This window comes from Curvibacter microcysteis, assembly GCF_028649455.1.
Taxonomy (GTDB): domain Bacteria; phylum Pseudomonadota; class Gammaproteobacteria; order Burkholderiales; family Burkholderiaceae_C; genus Curvibacter; species Curvibacter microcysteis.
This window is the reverse complement of the sequence record NZ_JAQSIO010000001.1, coordinates 434,254-454,873: the sequence shown is the minus strand read 5'-3', so window position 1 is coordinate 454,873 and position 20,620 is coordinate 434,254. Positions and strand designations below refer to the sequence as shown.

General features: G+C 56.8%; 11 protein-coding genes. 10 read left to right on the top strand and 1 reads right to left on the bottom strand.

The features are described 5' to 3' along the window. The first annotated feature begins 60 nt into the window (after window positions 1–60). The 7 genes from drmD (at window position 61) to PSQ39_RS01930 (ending at window position 16,615) form a co-directional block, all read left to right on the top strand. Window positions 61–3,201, top strand: coding sequence for a DISARM system SNF2-like helicase DrmD (gene drmD / locus PSQ39_RS01960; RefSeq protein WP_273924908.1), 3,141 nt, complete (start codon window positions 61–63; stop codon window positions 3,199–3,201). After that, window positions 3,198–7,253 carry a DNA methyltransferase gene (locus PSQ39_RS01955; protein WP_273924907.1) on the top strand — a complete coding sequence of 1,352 codons (4,056 nt, stop codon included), beginning with the start codon at window positions 3,198–3,200 and terminating at the stop codon, window positions 7,251–7,253. Before drmD ends, PSQ39_RS01955 begins: the two co-directional genes overlap by 4 nt. Next, complete coding sequence (locus tag PSQ39_RS01950; RefSeq protein WP_273924906.1) at window positions 7,250–9,124, top strand: DUF4209 domain-containing protein; 1,875 nt, start codon at window positions 7,250–7,252, stop codon at window positions 9,122–9,124. The genes PSQ39_RS01955 and PSQ39_RS01950 overlap by 4 nt, the downstream gene beginning before the upstream one ends. Continuing rightward, on the top strand, window positions 9,114–13,118 hold the full coding sequence (drmA, locus tag PSQ39_RS01945; RefSeq protein WP_273924905.1) for a DISARM system helicase DrmA: 4,005 nt from the start codon (window positions 9,114–9,116) through the stop codon (window positions 13,116–13,118). The genes PSQ39_RS01950 and drmA overlap by 11 nt, the downstream gene beginning before the upstream one ends. A gap of 2 nt (window positions 13,119–13,120) precedes the next feature. After that, window positions 13,121–14,980, top strand: coding sequence for a DUF1998 domain-containing protein (locus PSQ39_RS01940; protein WP_273924904.1), 1,860 nt, complete (start codon window positions 13,121–13,123; stop codon window positions 14,978–14,980). A gap of 1 nt (window position 14,981) precedes the next feature. Then, a complete protein-coding gene (drmC, locus tag PSQ39_RS01935; RefSeq protein WP_273924903.1) occupies window positions 14,982–15,743 on the top strand; it encodes a DISARM system phospholipase D-like protein DrmC in 762 nt (253 codons plus the stop codon). A 224-nt stretch (window positions 15,744–15,967) separates the two neighbouring features. Next, window positions 15,968–16,615, top strand: coding sequence for an HAD family hydrolase (locus tag PSQ39_RS01930; RefSeq protein ID WP_273924902.1), 648 nt, complete (start codon window positions 15,968–15,970; stop codon window positions 16,613–16,615). 38 nt (window positions 16,616–16,653) lie between these two features. On the opposite strand, the gene PSQ39_RS01925 is transcribed toward PSQ39_RS01930, so the two are convergent. Beyond that, window positions 16,654–17,133 (bottom strand): hypothetical protein, encoded by a 480-nt coding sequence (locus PSQ39_RS01925; RefSeq protein ID WP_273924901.1) that lies wholly within the window; start codon window positions 17,131–17,133, stop codon window positions 16,654–16,656. A 395-nt stretch (window positions 17,134–17,528) separates the two neighbouring features. Here PSQ39_RS01925 and PSQ39_RS01920 point away from each other — a divergent pair, with 395 nt between their 5' ends. From PSQ39_RS01920 to PSQ39_RS01910, 3 genes are all read left to right on the top strand, one after another. Then, window positions 17,529–17,792 (top strand): DNA-binding protein, encoded by a 264-nt coding sequence (locus tag PSQ39_RS01920; RefSeq protein ID WP_273924900.1) that lies wholly within the window; start codon window positions 17,529–17,531, stop codon window positions 17,790–17,792. 221 nt (window positions 17,793–18,013) lie between these two features. Then, window positions 18,014–18,679 carry a TnsA endonuclease N-terminal domain-containing protein gene (locus PSQ39_RS01915; protein ID WP_273924899.1) on the top strand — a complete coding sequence of 222 codons (666 nt, stop codon included), beginning with the start codon at window positions 18,014–18,016 and terminating at the stop codon, window positions 18,677–18,679. Continuing rightward, window positions 18,639–20,618: a Mu transposase C-terminal domain-containing protein gene (locus PSQ39_RS01910; protein WP_273924898.1), complete on the top strand. Its 1,980-nt coding sequence runs from the start codon at window positions 18,639–18,641 to the stop codon at window positions 20,616–20,618. Before PSQ39_RS01915 ends, PSQ39_RS01910 begins: the two co-directional genes overlap by 41 nt. Window positions 20,619–20,620: the final 2 nt, after the last annotated feature.

The window sequence follows — 20,620 nt, the reverse complement described above, 5'->3', positions numbered from 1 at the left end:
CGTCGGAACGTCCGACAACGCTAGCCGAACAAAAATACCAAGGCAGCACAGGGAGTTTTTATGGAAGTTTTGAGCGAACAAATTCGCCACACATATCGTGCTCGTCCAGAGCCGGGTCAGTTGGTTGAAGTCAGGCGTCGGCAGTGGATCGTTGCTGAAGTGGCTTCCTCCAAGCTGGTATCAGTTGGTGTACCTCAGAATTCGGTGACCCTCTCATCCATCGACGAAGATGGTCTGGGTGAGGAGCTTGAGGTCATCTGGGAGATCGAGCCCGGCGCGCAAGTCATTGAACGTGCGGGGCTGCCAACAATCTCCGGCCAAGATGACTCCGACACCCTCGAAGCCTTTCTTGATGCGGTTCGCTGGGGTGCTGCCACCAATGCCGACAGAGGTTTTCTGCAAGCGCCGTTCCGCAGCGGCGTCAGCATTGAGGATTTCCAGCTTGATCCACTGGTACGGGCCATCGACATGGCGCGCGTCAATCTACTCATCGCCGATGACGTCGGCTTGGGTAAGACCATTGAGGCTGGTCTTGTCATTCAGGAGATGCTGCTGCGGCACCGTGCTCGCACCGTCCTGATCATCTGCCCCGCATCGCTGCAAGAAAAGTGGCGTGTGGAGATGCTGGAAAAGTTTGGCCTTGATTTCCGGGTTGTCGACACGGCCTACATCAAGCAGTTGCGCCGCGATCGCGGTATCCATGCCAATCCCTGGACTTCCCATCCACGTCTGATCGCGTCCATGGACTGGGTCAAAAGCGGTGAAGGACTGCGCGCCATGCGCGATGTTCTGCCTGCGCATACCAGCTACCCGCGCAAATTCGACATGCTGGTCGTCGATGAAGCACACAACATCGCCCCCGCTGCCGGTGCGAACTACGCGCTGGAGAGCCAGCGCACACGCTTCATCCGTTCCATCAGCCCGCACTTCCAGCATCGGCTGTTCCTGACGGCCACTCCGCACAACGGCTACACCGAATCCTTCACATCGCTGCTGGAGCTGTTGGACGACCAGCGTTTCGCTCGAAACATCCTGCCCGATGAAAAGCAGTTGGGTCAGGTCATGATCCGCCGCCTCAAAAGCGATCTGGTCGATGCCGAAGGCAAGCCGCTCTATGCACAGCGCAAGTTGCAAGCGCTGCCGGCCTCGTACTCCCCACAAGAGCGCGCCATTCACCAAACACTGAACGACTACTGCGCGAGCCGCGAGCAGGATGCCGAAAAGGTCGGCAATGGGTTCGGCACGTCGTTCGTCAACCAGTTGCTCAAGAAGCGGCTCTTCTCTTCACCCGCCGCGTTCGCATCCACCCTTGAAAAGCACATTGCCAGCCTGGCCAATGGCAGCCATCGCAAGGACAAGGATGCAATGGCCGACCGCATTTTGCGCAAAGCCATCCTGCGAGTCGAAGAAGACTACGCCAACGACCAGGACGTCGAGAACGCGCAGTCCGAGGCTGTCGAAGAGGCATCACGACGTGCGCAACCGCTGACGGCGGAGCAGCAACAAATGCTGAACGAGCTGCGATCGTGGGCACAGACCGCCAAGAACCAAGTCGATGCCAAAGCCAAAGCAATCCTCGACTGGCTCGCCACCAATCTCAAGGCTGATGGTCAGTGGAATGATCGCCGAGTCATCTTGTTCACCGAGTACCGCACCACCCACCAGTGGATGCACGAGATCCTTGCCAGCCACGGTTTCGGTGGCGATCGTCTGGCCATCCTTCATGGCGGCATGCCGCAGGATGAGCGCGAGAGAGTCAAAGCCGCTTTCCAGTCCTCGCCCAAGGACTCTGCGGTGCGCATCCTGCTGGCCACCGATGCCGCGTCCGAAGGTATCGACTTGCAGAACCACTGCAACTGCCTCGTCCATCTGGAGATTCCCTACAACCCCAATGTGATGGAGCAGCGCAATGGACGTATCGACCGGCACGGTCAGCGTCAGAAAGAAGTATTGATCTGGCACCCAGTCGATGGCGGCGAAGAGGGCAAAGCAACCATTGGTGGCCATGGCGACGACATCATCCGGGCTCTGCGGAAGCTCGAATCCATGCGGGCGGACATGGGCAGCGTCAACCCGGTCATCGCACCCCAAATGTCTGGGCTGATCGAAGGCTCGCTCAAAGACCTCGACACCCGTCTCGCTGAAGCCAAAATCGCCAAGGCCAGACGCTTCGTGCGCGCCGAGCGCGAACTGAAAGACCGAGTCGCCAAGCTTCACGAACGGCTCCTGACCACGCAGCAGGATTTCCACCTCACTCCCGAGCACATCCTGATGGCGGTAAAGACAGGCCTTGTGTTGGCAGGCCGTCCGCCGCTTGAGCCTTTTGCCTTGGCTGATGCTCCAGCAGGAACCGTATTCAAGATGCCTGCACTGTCGGGCTCGTGGGCGCGCTGCCTTGAGGGTCTGCGCCACCCCCACACACTGCAAATCCGGCCTATCACCTTCGATCACGCCGTCGCCACCGGGCGTGACGACGTGGTGCTGGTTCACCTGAACCACCGACTGGTGCAGATGTGCCTGCGCTTATTGCGTGCCGAGGTCTGGGCGCAAGACGATGTGAAGAAGTTGCATCGCGTCACCGTGCGTTCGGTGCCGGATGCACTGATCGACGGCCCTGCCGTGGTCGTCACCTCGCGACTGGTCGTCACGGGTGGCAACCATCACCGCCTTCACGAAGAGCTGACGGTGGCCGGGGGGTATCTGGGTGACAAATCTTTCCGCCGAGAGGACGGCGTCACCAAAGTCCAGCAATGGATGGATCAGGCCAAGCCGATGACCGCCCCAGACTCTTTGTTCGATGCCCTCCGCGCCCGCTTCGACCGTGCACAGAGCGCCATCCTACAGGCGGTCGACGCCCGGTCAAAAGACCGGCTCAAGTTCCTGACCAGCACCCTGCAATCGCGCAAGCAGCAAGAAATAGCTGACATTGGCTCCGTGCTTGATGAGCTTGAGAAAGCCATTCAGCTTGAGCTGAAAAAAGATCAGGAGCCGTCGCAGCTTACGTTGTTCTCGGAAGACGAACGAACACAACTCAGGCGCGACACTGCCGCACTGGAAGCGCGTCTTGCACGCATTCCAGCCGAGCGCCAGCAGGAGGCTGAAGCCATCGAAACCCGCTACGCCAAACTCAACGACCGCACCTTTCCGGTCGCGGTCATCTTTCTGGTGCCTGCATCTGCCGTTCAAGGAGATGCCGCATGAGTGCTCCCAGCGTGCATGATGGTTGGCTGTCGCTGATCGAGATCTCCGGCCCTTTCCTCGCCGTTTCCGTTCTGAAGGAATCCTTTCCACAAGGGCTGGAGGAACTGGATGCCACCAAGCGCAAACGGCTGCGCCAGGCCTACGAGGAATGGCGCGAAGCGATGGAGCTGGAAGACTCGCAATTCGCTGAGTTGCACGTGGCTTGGATCGACGAGGTGCTGTCGCGTGGCCTTGAGCTTGATGAAGCCGGCAAAGGTGACGTTCTCAAGCGCGCCGACTGGTGCGCGGCCAATCTGCTGGCCACCTTGCCCGAACATGGCGTCACGCTGTCGCCCGATCATGCAGTAGTCGACGAGCAACACGCCAACAAGCCACTGCTGCTGATTCAGACCTATGTACAGGATGTCGACATTGATGCAACGCTGAAGCAAGACGGCTGGGCTGCGACTCCTGCCGATCGCATGGTTCAGTTGTGCCGTTCATTGGGTTGTCGGCTCGGACTGGTTACCAACGGCGAGCGTTGGATGCTGGTGGATGCCCCGGTGGGTGCCGTTACTACCTTTGTCAGTTGGTATGCCCGCATCTGGAGCCAGGAGCCCATCACCCTGCAGGCCTTCGTGCATCTGCTCGGCATTCGTCGCTTCTTTGTTGATGAATCCGAACAACTGCCCGCACTGTTCGATCGCTCTCTGAAGTTCCAAGACGAAGTAACCGACGCCCTCGGCGAGCAAGTCCGCCGCGCCGTCGAAGTGCTGATTCAGACGCTCGACAAAGCCGACCAGGATCGCAATCGAGAGCTCCTTCACGACGTCAAGGAGCCCGAGCTATATGAGGCCGCGCTGACGGTGATGATGCGCTTGGTGTTCTTGCTCTCCGCCGAGGAACGCGGCCTGCTTCTGATGGGCGACGAACGCTACGAGGCCAACTATGCGCTCTCCACTCTGCGCATGCAGTTGCGCAAAGAGTCCGAAGAAATTCTCGAACGCCGTTGGGATGCCTGGTCGCGCCTGCTGGCGATCTTCCGAGCGGTGTTTGGCGGCATCGAGCATGAAAACCTGCGCCTGCCCGCCTTGGGCGGTTCGCTGTTCGATCCCGACCGCTTCCCCTTCCTCGAAGGTCGGCCCAAAGGCTCGAACTGGCGCAGCGATGCAGCCAAGCCGCTACCCATCGACAACCGCACCGTGCTGCTGTTGCTGGAGGCCATCCAACAATTTCAGGGGCGCACGCTGTCTTACCGTGCACTGGATGTCGAACAGATCGGCTACGTGTACGAGGGCCTGCTCGAACGCACCGTCAAGCGCACCGATGAGGTCACGCTGGAACTGGATGCCACCAAGAGCGCCAAGACCCCATGGGTCAAGTTAGCCGAGCTGGATTCGGCTCGATTGGATGGTGCCGTGCAACTGACCGAGTTGCTGCAGGAACGTTCCGGCAGTTCGGCCAGCCGGGTACGCAATGATCTGGCTAAACCCGTCGACGACACCTTCGCCGACCGCCTGCTTACCGCTTGCTTGGGCGATACCAAAATGCGTGACCGCATCAAGCCCTATGCCCATCTGCTGCGTACCGATCCATGGGGCTATCCGCTGGTCTATCCCGCTGGGGCCTTCATCGTCACCACCGGTTCCGACCGACGCGAAACCGGAACCCACTACACGCCGAAATCGCTGACCGAAGCGATCGTCGCCGAGACTCTCAGGCCAGTAGCCTATGTGGGCCCAGCAGAGGGAACTCCGCGCGATCAATGGATTCTGAAATCTCCCGCCGAACTATTGAATCTCAAGATCTGCGACCCCGCCATGGGCTCGGGCGCATTCCTGGTGCAGGCATGCCGCTGGCTTTCTGATCGCCTCGTCGAGGCTTGGTCACAGGTTGAGGCTACCGGCGAAACTGTGTGCATGGATGGTGAAGTTCTAGAAGCAGGAGTTGCCAAGGCGCCTCTGCCTCGCGACAGCGAAGCCCGCACGGTGATCGCACGTAGACTCATCGCCGAGCGCTGCCTGTACGGCGTCGATTTGAACCCGTTGGCAGTTGAATTGGCCAAGCTCTCGATCTGGCTGGTGACGCTGGCCAAGGGCCGTCCTTTTGGTTTTCTGGACCACAATTTGCGTTGCGGCGATAGCTTGTTGGGCATTCATCGGCTGGATCAGCTCACCCAGCTTTCGATGAATCCTACGGGGCAGGGCCAGCTACGCTTGTTCGGCCAGAACATCGAACAGGCCGTGCGCGAGGCCATTGAACTGCGACAGCAGTTACGCGCAATTCCCATCCGCGATATCCGGGATGTGGAGGCTATGGCGCATCTAGATGCCGATGCGCGCCGCAGACTCGAAGTAGCGGAATGCATCGCCAATGCGTTCATCGGGGAGGTGTTGGCTGCGGGCGGCAATGACGCGGTACTGAAGAACGCGCTGGCGTCGCTCGCCATCCAAGCCGGGCAGGCAATTGATGGCAACCACGACGTGTTCGCATCAATGCACCAGCGATCAATGGCTACTCTCTCGACCGATCTGCCAGGCGACAAGACCAAACGCCGACCTTTTCATTGGCCTTTAGAGTTTGGGGAAGTATTTGGACTCGGTGGCTACGGCTTTGATGCAATTGTCGGGAACCCTCCTTTTTTGGGAGGAACATTGGCATCGGCAACTTTTGGCGTTACCTACATGGCTAGCTTACAGCGGTTAAATCCGCCTTGGCATGGTAAAGCGGACTTGGTGGTTGGATTTTTTAAAAAGGCGGCCCAATTACTGCAGCGAGAAGGGAAATTCTCTTTTATTTCGACCGCATCAATTTTGCGAGGGGAGTCTCTTGATGCCTGCCTGAGGCCACTAACAACTACTGGCTGGCATCTCTACTCAGCAAGGAGTCCTTATAAGTGGCCTGGGTCTGCGATGCTTGAAGTTGTAAACATTTCATTTTCCCACGGCTGGCAGGGAAATTTTCGTCTGAACGACCGAGATGTGACTGGAATAACTGAAGATCTCTTGCCGAAGACGACCGATGAAGCTCAGCCGTTTGTATTGGCATCACAGTGTTTGTCCGGGAAGTTGGGGGCAAAGCTTTCGCCAGCAAATCGAGAAGTTTCTTACGACAACTATCGCGAATCTCTAAAAGAATATCCAGAGCTGGATGCGTTCATGGTGCCGACACTTGGAGGAAAGGAAATCTATGGATTAATTGACTTCATGTGCGCACCCCGCGCGATATCCAAGGGAAAGTACTCCCAATGGCTTTCATCTATTCCAGACCACACAAGACATAAGACACTCTTGAACGCTGAGGCATACGCACATTCCGCGCCTGCTTTGGCATTACAAACGGCGCTGAGTAAATCTCGCTTAGCTTTCGCATGTGGCGAGACGTCGACCCTGTTAAATTTCTGTGCTGTGCCGCACGTTGATGCAATCCTCAAACATAAGCTTGTCGTTTTCCCGGCAAATTGCTGGGGGTTGTTTTCCATTCTGCAATCCAACATTCATCTTCATTGGGCTTGGCGTTGGGGGTTGCGTAGAAAGAGCGACTTTGTATATAGCCCTAAGAGATGTGCCGACACATTTCCACTTCCTGATTCAGTGCAGGATCAAATGGATGACTTTCCGTCATTTCTTTCAGAGGTGGGCGAGAAATATCATGAGAGGCGCCATGATTTCATGATGTCATCGAAAATGGGGCTCACGAAATTAAATAACCTCTTTCACGATCCGGAATATAAAGATCAAGATGTCTGCAAGTTACGTGATCTTCAAATTGATGTGGATTCCAACGTCATGCGCGCCTATAACTGGGGCGACATCAACCTTGAACACGGTTTCCACGAAGTTCCGTACCTGCCCGAAAACGACCGCATCCGCTTCACGATATCAGAGTCGGCACGTATTGAAGTGTTGCGACGGCTATCTGACCTAAATCGCAAGCGGTATTTGGAAGAGGTAGCACAAGGGGTGCATTCCGGCGGTAAGACGCGAACCTCAATACCTGCTAAAAGCGGCCAACATTCTAAGACTGCCTCGGATCAGTCCGTGAATGATCTGTTTGCGGGAGGCAACGCATGATTGACCAGCGTTACTCCGCTGGCCTGATCGTCACGGGGCAAGACTTTGCAGCGTGCGGCTGGAAAATCTCGCTGGCCGACAGAGAGCGCGAAGGTTATTCATCAATGTGGCAAGCGTTCTCCAGTGCCGCCAGAAAGGCATCAGAAGACAATCGCCCATCACACGGAAAAGCGCTGTGGTTGCTTGCAGATGCCTGCTCGATGATGCTCTCGCCGAAAAGCCTCAATGAGCCTTTCAAACCATTCATGGTGATGGAAGGTCGACGTTCGGTAGTCCCTGACGATTTCTCGGAATCAGACATCGCGTTTTATGCCGAGATTGTCGATGCAATCGATGATGCATGGTTGAAGGCACGAGTAGCTGATCTCGTCTGGCTGAAGCAGCGTCCACGAAACGTCCAGTTTGCGCTCGCGGCGATCGACGCATATCGGCTGATCCCATTGGATACAGAAACGTGGGTTCGTGGTGGCCACGAATGCTGGGAGCGTGCTATCAGCTTGGCGCGCATGTTGAAAGCTGGCGCAGGAACGCGCTTGACCGAGATGGAAGCAGCCATTCTTGACACCTTCAACAATTCGACCAAAGAATGCGGTTTTCTTGGGCTGTGGCTGGCTGATCTATTGGATTCAAATGGCTTTGGTCGAACGCATTCGTCAGTCATTGCGCAGAAGCTAAATATTCTGGCTGTTGAATTTGAGGGGAATGGTGATCTGCATCGCTCCCGTGAGTTCTTCGATGCAGCAAGCCGATGGTTTGAGCGGTCAGGTGACGAAGCCAAATCGGCAGAAATGACCGTCGCAGTCGCTGAAGGATGGGTGAAAGAGGCAATCTCCCGCGTCTCATCCGACCAACCCAGTCATATGGTTGCTGCGAGTTTTTACGAAAAAGCCATTCAGATCTACCGCAGCATTCCACGCAGCCAGCGAGCAATTCATAAAGGCGATGAACGAATTGCCAAATTGCATCGGCATATGAGTGATGCTGGAGAAAAGTCACTAGATGAACTTGGTTCGGTCAAAACCCCAGGTATAGACATCTCCGAGCTTGTTGAAAATTCTCGCAAGTCGGTTGCAGGAAAGTCAGTACAGGATGCCTTGTTCTCGTTTGCAAACATCTACCAAGGGGCGCGGGTAAATAAAATTCGCACAGCGGCAGAAAAAATCCTGCAGCAGAGCCTTTTACGTCGTTTGGCCGGAAGCACGCATCTGTCTCGTGATGGCCGGGTCATTGCCAAGCAGCCAGCAGCCGGATTCGCCAATACTGATGCCAGTGACGACCCAGCGTTGTGGGCGCAAATGGTCCACGACTATCAGATTCTGATCAACATCGTCGTGCATGGCGACATATGGCCTGCCCACGAAGTGCTGTTGCAAGAGCATCGCTTGCGTGAGGATGACTTCATTGGTCTCGCAAGTCAGTCCCCAATCGTTCCACGCGCCCGAGAACGCCTATTCGGCAAGGCGCTCCATGCTGGCTATGACCGCGATTTCACCGTAGCAATGCATCTGCTGGCGCCTCAGATAGAGCACATGGTTCGGTTCCACCTGAAGAATGCTGGGGTGAAAACCACCAATCTCGACATTGATGGCATTGAGAACGAAAACGGCTTGAGCACCCTGATGGGCTTGCCAGAAACAGAAACGGTATTCGGGAAAGACTTGTCCTTTGAGATCAAGGCGCTGTTCTGCGATGCCTTGGGGCCGAACTTGCGTAACGAATTGGCGCACGGCCTCTTGGACGACGATTCATTTCAGTCAACTCATGCGATTTACGCGTGGTGGATGGGGTTGAGGCTTGTCTTCAACACGTTCTGGAATGCTGCGCGGAAAGCCGAAAGCGACAAGGGTGCGGAGGAAAGTAATGACAACTGACAAATCGACCAAATCATCGAACGCATGGATCGCCATCGATCATGGCCTTGCAGCCGATCTCACTTTGGCCCCCTACACCTTGCGGCTGAATGGCGAGCGTTCGCTGTATCAAGCCATCGCTGATGACGATTGGGTGTTGATCCTGAACTCCGCTGCTCACATCACGCGGGTCGGACGAGTGCTGCGGGTTCGGTCTGATCTGGAAACCACCACGATCTACTTCGATCGCATGCTGTTGGTCGATCCGGCGGTTCCGATTGCCCATACGTCACTCACCCGACCATCCACCGGAAGCGTTGGCCGTATTCAATGGACGGACTTCCTGGAGACGCTCCCCAAGGCCTTGCAAAAGACCATCGCAGAAGTGCCGACCATTGAGGATCAGGCCTATATCCGCGAACTGCTGCAATTGGCGGTGATGGACGACCTGCTCGGCCCGGCTGGCGGTCCCCGTGAACGCATCGTCGACATGGGGGTGCGCGACCGCTACCTGGTTGGCAAACTGGCCCCGCGTGAGGCCGCACAAGGCGGCATTGAGGGGCTGGACGGGCCACTGGCCAATGACGACGCAGAAGAGCCCACTGAGGCCAAGGCTCCAGGGCGGCACGAACCGGGTGCTGAGTTTGGAACCGCTACCGGGCGTGTGGAGCCGGAATCGGACTCGTCCGACGAAATTGATGCCGCCAGTAACCAGTCGCTGGTGCCCAGCAGCCTTGGTATGACCTTCTGTGTGAATGGCGATGCCGATCAGATCGAGATCGAGGCGCGCTGGGGTCGGTATGAGCGCAGCGACGAGCACGAGATTTTCCGCACCCGTAAGAACAAGGAAACCGGAGCGGAAGTGCAGACCAAGGCCAAGGTCTGGCAACGCATTCCCTGTGGCGGCAAGATCGTGCTGCCGCTGACCGAAGGCGTGATTCCGCATCAGGCACCGGACAACGAGTTCCCCGAAGTTCGCGTGCAGGGTTCCATTCGGGCCAAAAATGCCAATGGCGATCGACTGGTCACCTTGTTCCTGGTGAATGCACAGGAAGAGCCTCCCACCAACCGCGATACAGCGTGGGTGTTCCAGCCCGAGCTGATCGTTCGCTCGGAGAAGGATGCCGCCAAGCGCGCCATCTTCCGGCGCAGGCCAGTGCTGGACGCTGACGGCATGGACCCTGAGCGTGAAGCGCTGGAGATGATCTACCGCAACCGCGTCGAATTCGCCGTGGGCCATGGCGTTGCCGTCCATGCCGAAACCGCAGACGACGTGACACTGGCCACCGAGGTGCGCACCACGGTGATGCCACAGTATGAGGTGCAGGTCACGGAGACGCCCGGACTTGATCCAAGTGATCGGCCGGCAATGCGCGAGATGGTCAGCAGCGGTTTGCTCGATATGCAGCGGCTGGCGACGTTGGATATTGATCCGCTGATCGACGCCCTGAGCATGTTGACGAAGGACTACGCCGCATGGATTGATGAACAACGGGCTCGCATCGGGGCAGAAGTGACCGGCTACGACACCCAGTCGCAACAGGCGATGGACCGATGCCAAGAGATCCACACCCGCCTGCAACAGGGTATCGACACGCTGAAAGTCAATGAGAAAGCGCTGGCCGCATTTCGGTTTACCAACCGAGCGATGGCGACGCAACGCGTGCGCAGCCAATACGCGCTGGCCATGCGCAGGGGCGAGGATGTCACCATCGACAAGTTCGACGTGCTGAAAAACCGCAGCTGGCGTCCATTCCAGTTGGCGTTTCTGCTGCTCTCGATTCCGTCACTGGCAGACCCGAGCCACCCGGATCGCATTGAGCCTGTCGAGGCCTACGCAGATCTCTTGTGGTTCCCCACTGGCGGCGGCAAGACCGAAGCCTATTTGGGCGTGGCGGCCTTCACCATGGCCATCCGGCGCATGCAGGGCAATCTTGGCGGATATGACAGCTCACGCGGTTTGGCCGTGATCATGCGTTACACCCTACGCTTGCTGACGCTGCAACAGTTCCAGCGCGCAACGGCTTTGATTTGCGCCATGGAAGTTTTGCGCCGTGAAGCGCTGGATAAGGGCGACAAATCTCTCGGTACGGAACCCTTCACCATTGGCCTCTGGGTTGGCAATAAGGTCACGCCAGGTACAACCGAGGACAGTCACCGCGCCATTGAGGACGTACGCAACCCCGGCAAATACAACGCCGGAGCGGCATCACCCGCGCAGCTCACCAGTTGCCCGTGGTGCGGCTCGGAAGTGGCACCCGGACGGGATGTGGAGGTCGACAAAGGCTCTGGCCGAACCTTCGTCTATTGCGGCGACAAGAAAGGCCGCTGCGATTTTTCCAAGGGCAAGTCCAGCAAGCAGCCACATCCGGGGATTCCTGTGCTGGTGGTCGACGAAGAGATATACCACCGCCCACCGACGATGATGATCGCCACCGTGGACAAGTTCGCCATGATGGCGTGGCGTGGTCAGGTGCGCACACTGTTTGGTCGTGTGGGCCAGGAATGCGAGCGCCACGGACTGCTTTGGCAAGGTGCCGATTGCAATGGCAACCACCAGGCTGGCAAGGGGCTTCCTTCTTCAAAGGTAAAGACCATCAGCCCCATCCGCCCGCCTGACTTGATCATCCAGGATGAGTTCCACCTGATCAGTGGGCCGCTGGGCACCATGGTGGGTTTGTATGAGACCGCCGTGGATGAACTGTGCGGCTGGATGTTCAATGACAAGACAGTCAAGCCGAAGATCATTGCCTCCACGGCGACAGTGCGCAAAGCCAAGGAGCAAGTGAACAACGTCTTCATGCGCCGTGTTTCGGTGTTCCCCCCGCATGGACTTGACGTGGAGGACAACTTCTTCTCGGTGCAACGACCGATCGAAGACAAGCCGGGGCGGCGTTACCTCGGGGTGTGCTCCCCTGGCAGTTCGCGCCCCGCGATGTTGATCCGTGTCTACACCGCGTTCTTGACGGCGGCACAGGAACTGTTCGATCACTTTGGCGAAGCCGCTGACCCGTACATGACCATGGTCGGCTACTTCAACTCTCTGCGTGAGTTGGGCGGCATGAAGCGGCTGGCAGAGGACGACGTGCAGACGCGTTCTTATCGCGTGCAGATGAGCATGGTGGAGCGGCCCGCATTGGCACAACGCAGCATCAGCAACATTCGCGAGCTGACGTCGCGGGTATCGAGTCAGGATATTCCCAAGTACCTGGACAACCTTGAGGTCAAGTTCAAGTCCGAGTTCGACACCGCTACCGGCAAGTACGTGACCCGATGGCAAGAAGGCGACACGCGCGCCATTGATGTGGTGCTGGCGACCAACATGCTGTCGGTGGGTGTCGACGTGAACCGACTCGGGCTGATGGCCGTGAATGGGCAACCCAAGGGAACCGCCGAATACATTCAGGCCACCAGCCGTGTGGGGCGCTCCTTCCCCGGCTTGGTCTGCACGGTGCTGACGTGGGCCCGACCACGCGACCTGTCGCATTACGAAACCTTCGAGCATTACCACGCCACGTTCTACAAACACGTCGAAGCGCAATCCGTAACGCCATTCTCACCGCGCGCGATGGACCGGGGCTTGACGGGGGCGATGCTGAGTCTGATGCGCCTTGAGAATGATGTGTTCAGCCCGAACGAAGGCGCGGGCCAACTGAGCATGTCCAACCAGGCTGAGATGACGGATGCCATCAAGATGTTGGCGACTCGCGCGGGCAATGTCGCTGAAGACAACTCGCGTAAACAGTTGGCCGAGACCGAGCTGAAAGAGCGTGCCGACGAATGGGCGAAGGAAGTCAGCAAGGGCGGACGGATCTTGGCGTATGAGAAGCGCGGCCCCGAAAAAGACAAGACCGTGGCATTGATCAAGTCGCCAGGACTTCAAGCCTGGGACAACTGGACCGTGCCGATGTCGATGCGAGAGGTCGAGCCCGGCGTGCGTCTGATCATGAACACGAGCCATATCATGGACGATCACGATTGGAAACCTCGTCCCGCAACGAAGGATGAGGATTGAACATGATCATCAACAACAAAACGCCAGTCGGCGAAGTGCGCCCCAGCCAATTACTGTGGACCTATGGCCCCGGTGCGCTGATCGACCTGCCCAGCCTTTCCGTAGTGACACTCGGCATCGATAGATGGGAAAAGGATCGCTGCCAGCCGATTCAAGAGGCGCGGCTGCTTGCTGCCGTTCGGAAGGTTCTGGGGTCGCAGGTCGAGAACCTGCGGATGCCGCCATTCCAGAAGAGTGAACTCGTCGATGTCTGGTCGGCTGAGGCTAACATCGGTGTCCCCGTCCGGCCATTCCCGCGCTGGATGCGCTGCGTGAAATGCGGCCTGCTGTCGCCCTTCGATGCTGGTCTGTTCGAGATCAAGGAGAACCGCTTCAGGCCGGAGCGAACCCGCTTCGTTCACAAAGGCTGCCGTGGTTCCAAAGGCGATCAGCCGGCCAAGGATGCGGATGCCGTTCCCGCACGTTTCCTGCTGGCCTGCCGCGATGGTCACCTCGACGATTTTCCTTGGCACTATTTCGTTCACGGCGGCAACAGCTCGTGCAAAGGCACGCTGCGCTTCTTCGAGAGTGGCGCATCGCTGCAAACGGAAAACCTGTGGGTGAAATGTGATGCATGTGGAGCATCTCGAAGCATGGCGCACGCCTTCGGCAAGGCAGGAAAGGAGAATCTGCCGGGTTGCCGAGGGCGACATCCCCACCTAGACCACTTCGATCACGAATGCGATGAGGAAGCGCGCGCGGTTCTGCTGGGTGCCACGAATAGCTGGTTCCCCATCACGCTCTCGGCGCTCGCGATTCCCCAGATCAACGACCCGCTCAGTCAACTGATCCAGGATGGCTGGGAGTTTTTCGACGAACTTGAATCCGAAGCCGAGGTGTCGGTGACGGTGAAGACCTTGAAGAAGACTGGTGCGCTGCCAGGAATAGACAAGTATGCGGCGGCCTCGATCTGGTCGGCCATTGAGGCACATCGCTCCGGCGGCGGGCAGGATGTCGTAGGTGAGGCCGACATCAAAGGGCCCGAGTGGGATGTACTGACAGAGGCCAACCCGCCCACGGACTACCCGCACTTCATGAGCAAGAAGGTCAGCACGCCACAGGGCCTCGTAGGCCATATCAGTCGAGTCTTGCTCCTTGAGCGCTTGCGCGAGGTGAATGCCTTGTTGGGCTTCACTCGGGTCGAAGCACCAGAAGAGTCCGGCGATCCGAATGAGCGCCCCCAAATGGCAAGCCTGTCACGCAGCAAGCCGGATTGGGTGCCAGCCAACCAGGTTCATGGTGAAGGAATCTTCATCCAGTTCGACGAAGCCGCGCTGGTCACGTGGGAGGCTCTGGATGGTGTGAAGAAGGTCGACCAGATGCTCCGTGGTGGTCACAAGGGGTGGCGCAATTCGCGTCATCTCGACCCGAACGAAGGTTACCCCGGCATTCGTTATGCGATGCTGCACACGCTGTCTCACTTGCTGATTCGTGAGCTGGCGCTGGAGTGCGGATACAACGCTGCGAGCATTCGTGAGCGCATCTATGCCGATACATCGGGCGACAGCCCGCAGGCGGGGATCCTCATCTACACCGCAGCAGCAGATTCTGACGGCACGCTGGGTGGCCTTGTCGACCTCGGGAAGCCAGAAAACCTTGGCCGCCTGCTGGAGCAAGCACTGAATCGTTCGAAGATCTGCTCATCAGATCCGCTCTGCTCGGAACATGACCCCGAAAAAGATCGCTCATTGCATGGGGCTGCTTGCCATGCGTGCTCTTTAGTGGCGGAGACATCTTGCGAGCGGGGCAATCGGTATCTGGACCGATCGCTGCTCATACCAACACTCGAACGCGACAACGCTGCTTTCTTCAAGGGTTTCTGACGTGGATGAACTTTTGGATGCTATTGCAGCCTTGGTCTCTCTGGTTTCGCCTGAAAAGATACATGCAGTCGCCGCCCGTGTTCGTCGAACTGATGCCCGTAAGGCTGCGACGACATTGCCGAGTGTGGTCGGAACCCCAGTCGCCAGCAGCGTGGTAGAGCAGCTGGCAGCAGCCTGGCAAAACACTGAGGTCGGTTCTGACGAACTGGCATCCATGCTTATCGCTGCAAGCCACGTTTACGCCAAAGCGGCCTCGGAGCAGTCCACCGAACTCGTGTGGACTGGTCCGACCACGCCCTTCGTATCGGCGCGCCGAACAGAGCAGGCGCTTCTGCAAGTCATCAATTCCGCTGAAAAGTCGTTGTTCATCACCAGCTTTGTAGCCTACGACGTGTCGGCCATTGTCAAGGCGTTGAATGCTGCAAGTGATCGCGGGGTTGTTGTATCAATGCTGCTTGAATTGTCCAAAGATCACGGCGGCAGCATCACTTTCGATGCGATAGGCAAGATGAGAGCACTGGTCCCGTCCGCCAACCTCTACGCTTGGCACGATCAGGCTGCAGCCTACTCTGGTGGCCGAGTTCACGCCAAAGTGGTTGTCGCCGACAGTAAAGTCTGTTTCATTACAAGCGCTAATTTAACTGGCCACGCGATGGAAATGAACATGGAGGCCGGAGTTCTGATCACTGGCGGCAAGGTCCCAGAAGTGCTTTCAAAGCATCTTCACTTGCTCGTTGCGCTCAGGGTGGTAGGCCCCTCTTGAAGCCTCAATGTGGATGCCGTGTCGCTGGTGTCTACTGTAGGCTACGGGCTAAGCCATGCATGGCCAGCCTACAAAAGGGGCGTTCACCGATTGCTCCTTCAGTCTTCAAGCGATACCGACTGGCGCGAAGTTTTCAGAACGGCTGCAAAACACCTAACTAGGTATCGGTGAAGTGATAGGTAGACATTTCGCCGTAACGGCTTTGCGGGAACAAGGTGGTTAGCATGTATCGAGGTTTGATTGCTCTGGACGCTGACGGCGTATTGCTCGACTTCAACCTGGCCTATGGCCGGTCATGGGAGAAAGCCTTTGGAGTGAAGCCTCGGTTGGTGAACCCGAACGCTTACTGGGCCGTTGATCGCTGGGGCGTGCCCCGATTGACTGGGGCCGCGCTTGATCGCCTCCGGGCTACGTTCGATGATGAGTTTTGGACGACAGTGCCAGCCATTGATGGTGCTATCGACGCGTGTCATACCCTTTGTGAAGCTGGGTATGAATTGGTGTGCGTCTCTGCCTTGCCATCTAAGTTCGAGGCGGCTCGATTGAAGAACCTGCAAGATCTGGGGTTTCCGATCAAGAGGGTGATCGCAACAGATAACGACCAAGCCAGCGTGAGTCCCAAGGCACAGGTACTTGATGTCTTGAAGCCTGAGGCATTTGTGGATGACTACTTGCCGTACCTGAAGGGCGTACATCCAGACATCCACTCTGCGCTGATCCTGAGAGATCCTCATGGTTCACCAAATCAAGGCGCGGACCTGAGCTTGGCATCCTCTCAGCATGTGAACTTGGCTCAGTTTTCCGCCTGGTGGGTTCAACGCCGGGCCGTTGGCAACGATTCACTCCAAGCTCAAGTCCAACCGACAACTTAGTAAGGTCGGAATCGCAGAGCGAGTTGGTCTGAGGGCGCTCATCCAGGTATGGGGAGCAAGGGTATGAATCTGGTTTTTGGAACTGGCTTGTAGCACTCGGCACTCAAGTCAATCGCTAACGCTTGCCACTGCGAGTCCACAGCTAGTAGTTCTTGTAGCCCTAAGACCCTGTTCCGAAGAACTGCTACCAGCAACGCTGTCGCATCCTGATGAATGTGCTCGCCGATGCCCCATTTTTGAAGCCAAGCGACAGCAACCTTTGCACAGTCAAGCTCTGAATCCGTTCCTTCGTTGACCTTCAGGCAATGAATGATCAAGCACAGGGCACCAATTTCGGGTCGATTGATCAGACCTGCCACGTCGCGTGGTTGAAGCCAAATTGGCGTTCTGAATCGCAGTCCAGTACCGATTGCCTCTTTGCTGAGAGAGGTGAAGATGAGGTCACGCGGCAGACCTGGGCCGTAGCGGCCATACAACTCAGCAGCAAATTCAGTTAGGGCTTCCCTTTCAGAAGGCATGGTGAGGGCTCTGAAAAAAGGCGACTGTGAGGTTCTGTAGACGGCTGGCCACTCTTGACGAAGCCACTCATAGATAGTTGGCTTCGGTACTTGCATACCCCTGCCGTAACGAAGAAAGGCCACGGGCGTGGACCAACTGTGTGCTTCGGATGAGTAAGACGGAGTTTGCTCAGCGAATTGACGGTGAAGAGTTGACAACTTCAACCCGGACACACGTTTCAGTTCCGTGAACGTGATCGCAGCCCTTAGCCGTTCAATCTCGCACTGCCGAGGGCGGCCCGGACCACGTTTCGAATTGCTTCGCGAGGGGGATAAAAGCGTCGTGAAATTCGTCATTTGGAGATTATCACGATGTAGTGCTAGGCCCATAAAACGGTCAGAATGTCTGGCTGCACATGACCAGTGATCCGATCTCCATCTTTCGGCGCGACAAAGCCACCGCCTCTTCTTTGCTGACAGAAGCTCAAGCCAAGGCCGCCCTGGCCATGGCTGGAGTAAGTGTTGCGGATTGGGCGCGAGCTCGGGGCTTTAGCCCGGAACTCACAAGGATGGTGCTAGCAGGTAAACGCAAGTGCTTGCGAGGCCAGTCACATCAGATTGCCGTCGAACTAGGCATCAAGTCTGGCGTCGATCTGCGGTCTGTCGATCGTCTGTGCTGACTGCTGAACTGGAGAGATTGAAGGAAAAAACCAACCCCCAAAAAAACGAAAACCGACCACCCTTTCGAATGATCGGCGTCGCCGGCAGCAGGAAGAACGAACCACCTAAGGATTAGGCCCCTTTAGCTGGAATTTACTCCTGCAGCTGCGACAACGTCAAGCTGCGCGCGTGACTTTTTTGTTGCGTGTGTGGCTGTCTACGTCCCTCTGTAGGAGTCATCATGACCAGAAAAATCGTCAAACGCTCGCCGCACCGAGAAGTCGGCGTCATCAACGCAGCATGGCTGCTTGATCACTCTGTTGAGCACGAATCACACCTTGAGCGACGCTTTGTGATCGCTGCTCTTGCCTGTCCTGTTGTCAAAGACATCGTCCATCAGCCCGTCACGCTTTCTCTCCCTGGTGGCGAGAAGCCTGAGCGGTACACCCCGGATTTCAAAATTGCTTTCAACGACGGAGACAGCGTCATCGTTGAAGTTAAGCCCGAGGTGTTTCTTAAAAAACATGAGGAAAAGCTCAAACGGGTTGAACGCTTACTGCACGCCGATGGGCAGCGCTATCTCGTCATCACAGACAAGCTGATTGACGGCCAGGCGCTAGCCACCCGCGCACTGCTGTTGATGCGGTATGGGCGGCTGCGCTTCACGGACGAAGAGGCTCTGGAATGCTTGCAAACGATGCGTCGAGTGTGCGAAGGGGACACTTCCATCAAGGCTCTTGTGTCTCAAGGCTTGTCAGAGCCACTGATCTGGAACTTGGTCGCCAGACACCAATGCCGTGTTCCTGCGGATTTCTCGGTGGATGCTGATCAACGCGTTTTTATCGATCCTGTGAAAGGAGACCACCATGATTACTTTAAGTCGTGGTTTGGTATTGAGGCACGGTGATCGGCAACTGGAGTTTGAACGCGACCTGGGTGATGGTCGCGTTCAATTCAAGTATCTGGACACTTTCGAGGTCTGTACTTTCAAGGCGTTTCGTCTGCTTAAGGACATCTTCGAAGGTAAGTTCAAGCCCACCTCCGTACCCGCTGCTCAACCAGGGCCACAACCTGCAGGGCATGCGCTTCCTGTTAGTTGGAGTCCAAAGCAGCTGGCGCTCATCGATTTTCGTATGGAGTTCGTGCAAGCGGTGCTTAATCAGCCCTGCCGGACCTACTCGAGGGAACAGTGTGCGACTGTCGCAAACCAGGTCTGGAGCAGGCATATTGATGCCGTGAGGTGCGGGGAGCGGCCGATTTCTACCCACAAATGCCCGTCTGGCTCCACGGTTGAGCTTTGGCTGCACACCTATCTTCGTGCTGATCGCAATGCATACGCACTCGCTGATAGACGCGCATTCGTCGTTCGGCCAAAGCGCATTTCAGCGACAGTTGATGAGATCGTCAACCAGATCTTGTCGAAGAGCTACTTGTCACTTCGTGGGCCTTCCGTCAGAGAGGTGCATGGAGAAATCAAAAGGACCATCGCGCAGCACAACCGCCAGCATGGAGTGGACCTGAAAGCTCCTTCGGAGCGAACGGTGGATCGACGGGTTGCAGAGATACCCCCATATATCCGCGATTGCAAACGCGTTGGTATGGGCTACGCCAAGAACAACTGGCGCTACAGCCTACACGGAGATATGAGCACACGCATCATGGAGCGGGTAGAGGTCGACCATACCTTGCTGGATGTGTGGGTCATTGATCCGAGAACTGGTGTCCCTCTGGGAAGACCCTGGATCACACTCCTGATAGATCGGTATTCAGGCTACTTGCTTGGACTGTACGTAAGCTTTTATGGCCCATCAGCTGCTACCGTGGCCAGAGCCCTCAAGTTCTCAATTCTTCCTAAGGAGGAACTTGTGGAAGCGCTTGATGAGCATCCATTGCGTTGGACTGCGATGGGCGTACCCGAACTGATTGTGGTGGACAACGGATTGGAGTTTCATTCGGCCCAGTTCAAGCGAATCGGCTGGGAACTGCGATGTGACATGCTGTTCAATCCGGTCCGGCAGCCGTGGTTCAAGCCTGCTATTGAGCGCGCGATCAAGGAGTCGAATCGTGTACTGCCAAGTCATGGTCGCGTGCATACCGTCATCCGCAATGCAGTTGCTCCTGACCCGTCAAAGACGTCGGCCATCATCTTTGATGATTTGTGCACGTGCCTCATTGAGTGGGCATCTCAAACTCACCCCTTGAGCATCAATGCCACCACGCTTTGCAGATCCTGGGATCTGTGGGAAGAGGGGCGGCAGTCGAGTCCTCCAGCAATGTTCCCGACGCAGCTGTCGGGGCTTGACCTCCTGTGTGGACTGAATGCCCATCGAACTGTGGATGGTGATGGTGTGTTTTTCAAGTACCTCCGCTTCAACTCCGAGGAGTTGCAAGACTACCGTCGGATGAAGCACGAGAATTTTCGGACCGAGATCCGTTTCAATCCGGACGATCTCAGTAGTGTTTTTGTCCATTTGCCCAGGGCTAAGTCTTGGTTGAACGTACCGTTGCAGCGCCCCTTGTTCAACGATGGCTGTGGCCTGTCGTTGGTCCAGCTTGAAATCGTACGTGAAGAAGCCAAAAAGCGTCTCACCCGTGCCAATGCATACGAGGAGATGGAGAAGGCTATCTGGAGTCTTCGAGACAAATGGGAGCAGGCCGCAAGTCGCGGGCTCAGGGTTCGCAAGGATGCCAAGCTCATCCGAATGCAGGGACTGACCTCTGTCCCGATGACCCCATCGAGCCCGCTTGTTCCACCTTCACAGGAGCCCTTGATGCTCGTCAGCCCTGCAATGCAACAAGCACTTCCAAAAGTGATGCCATTTCCAGCGTTTTCTTTAGAGGATTGATC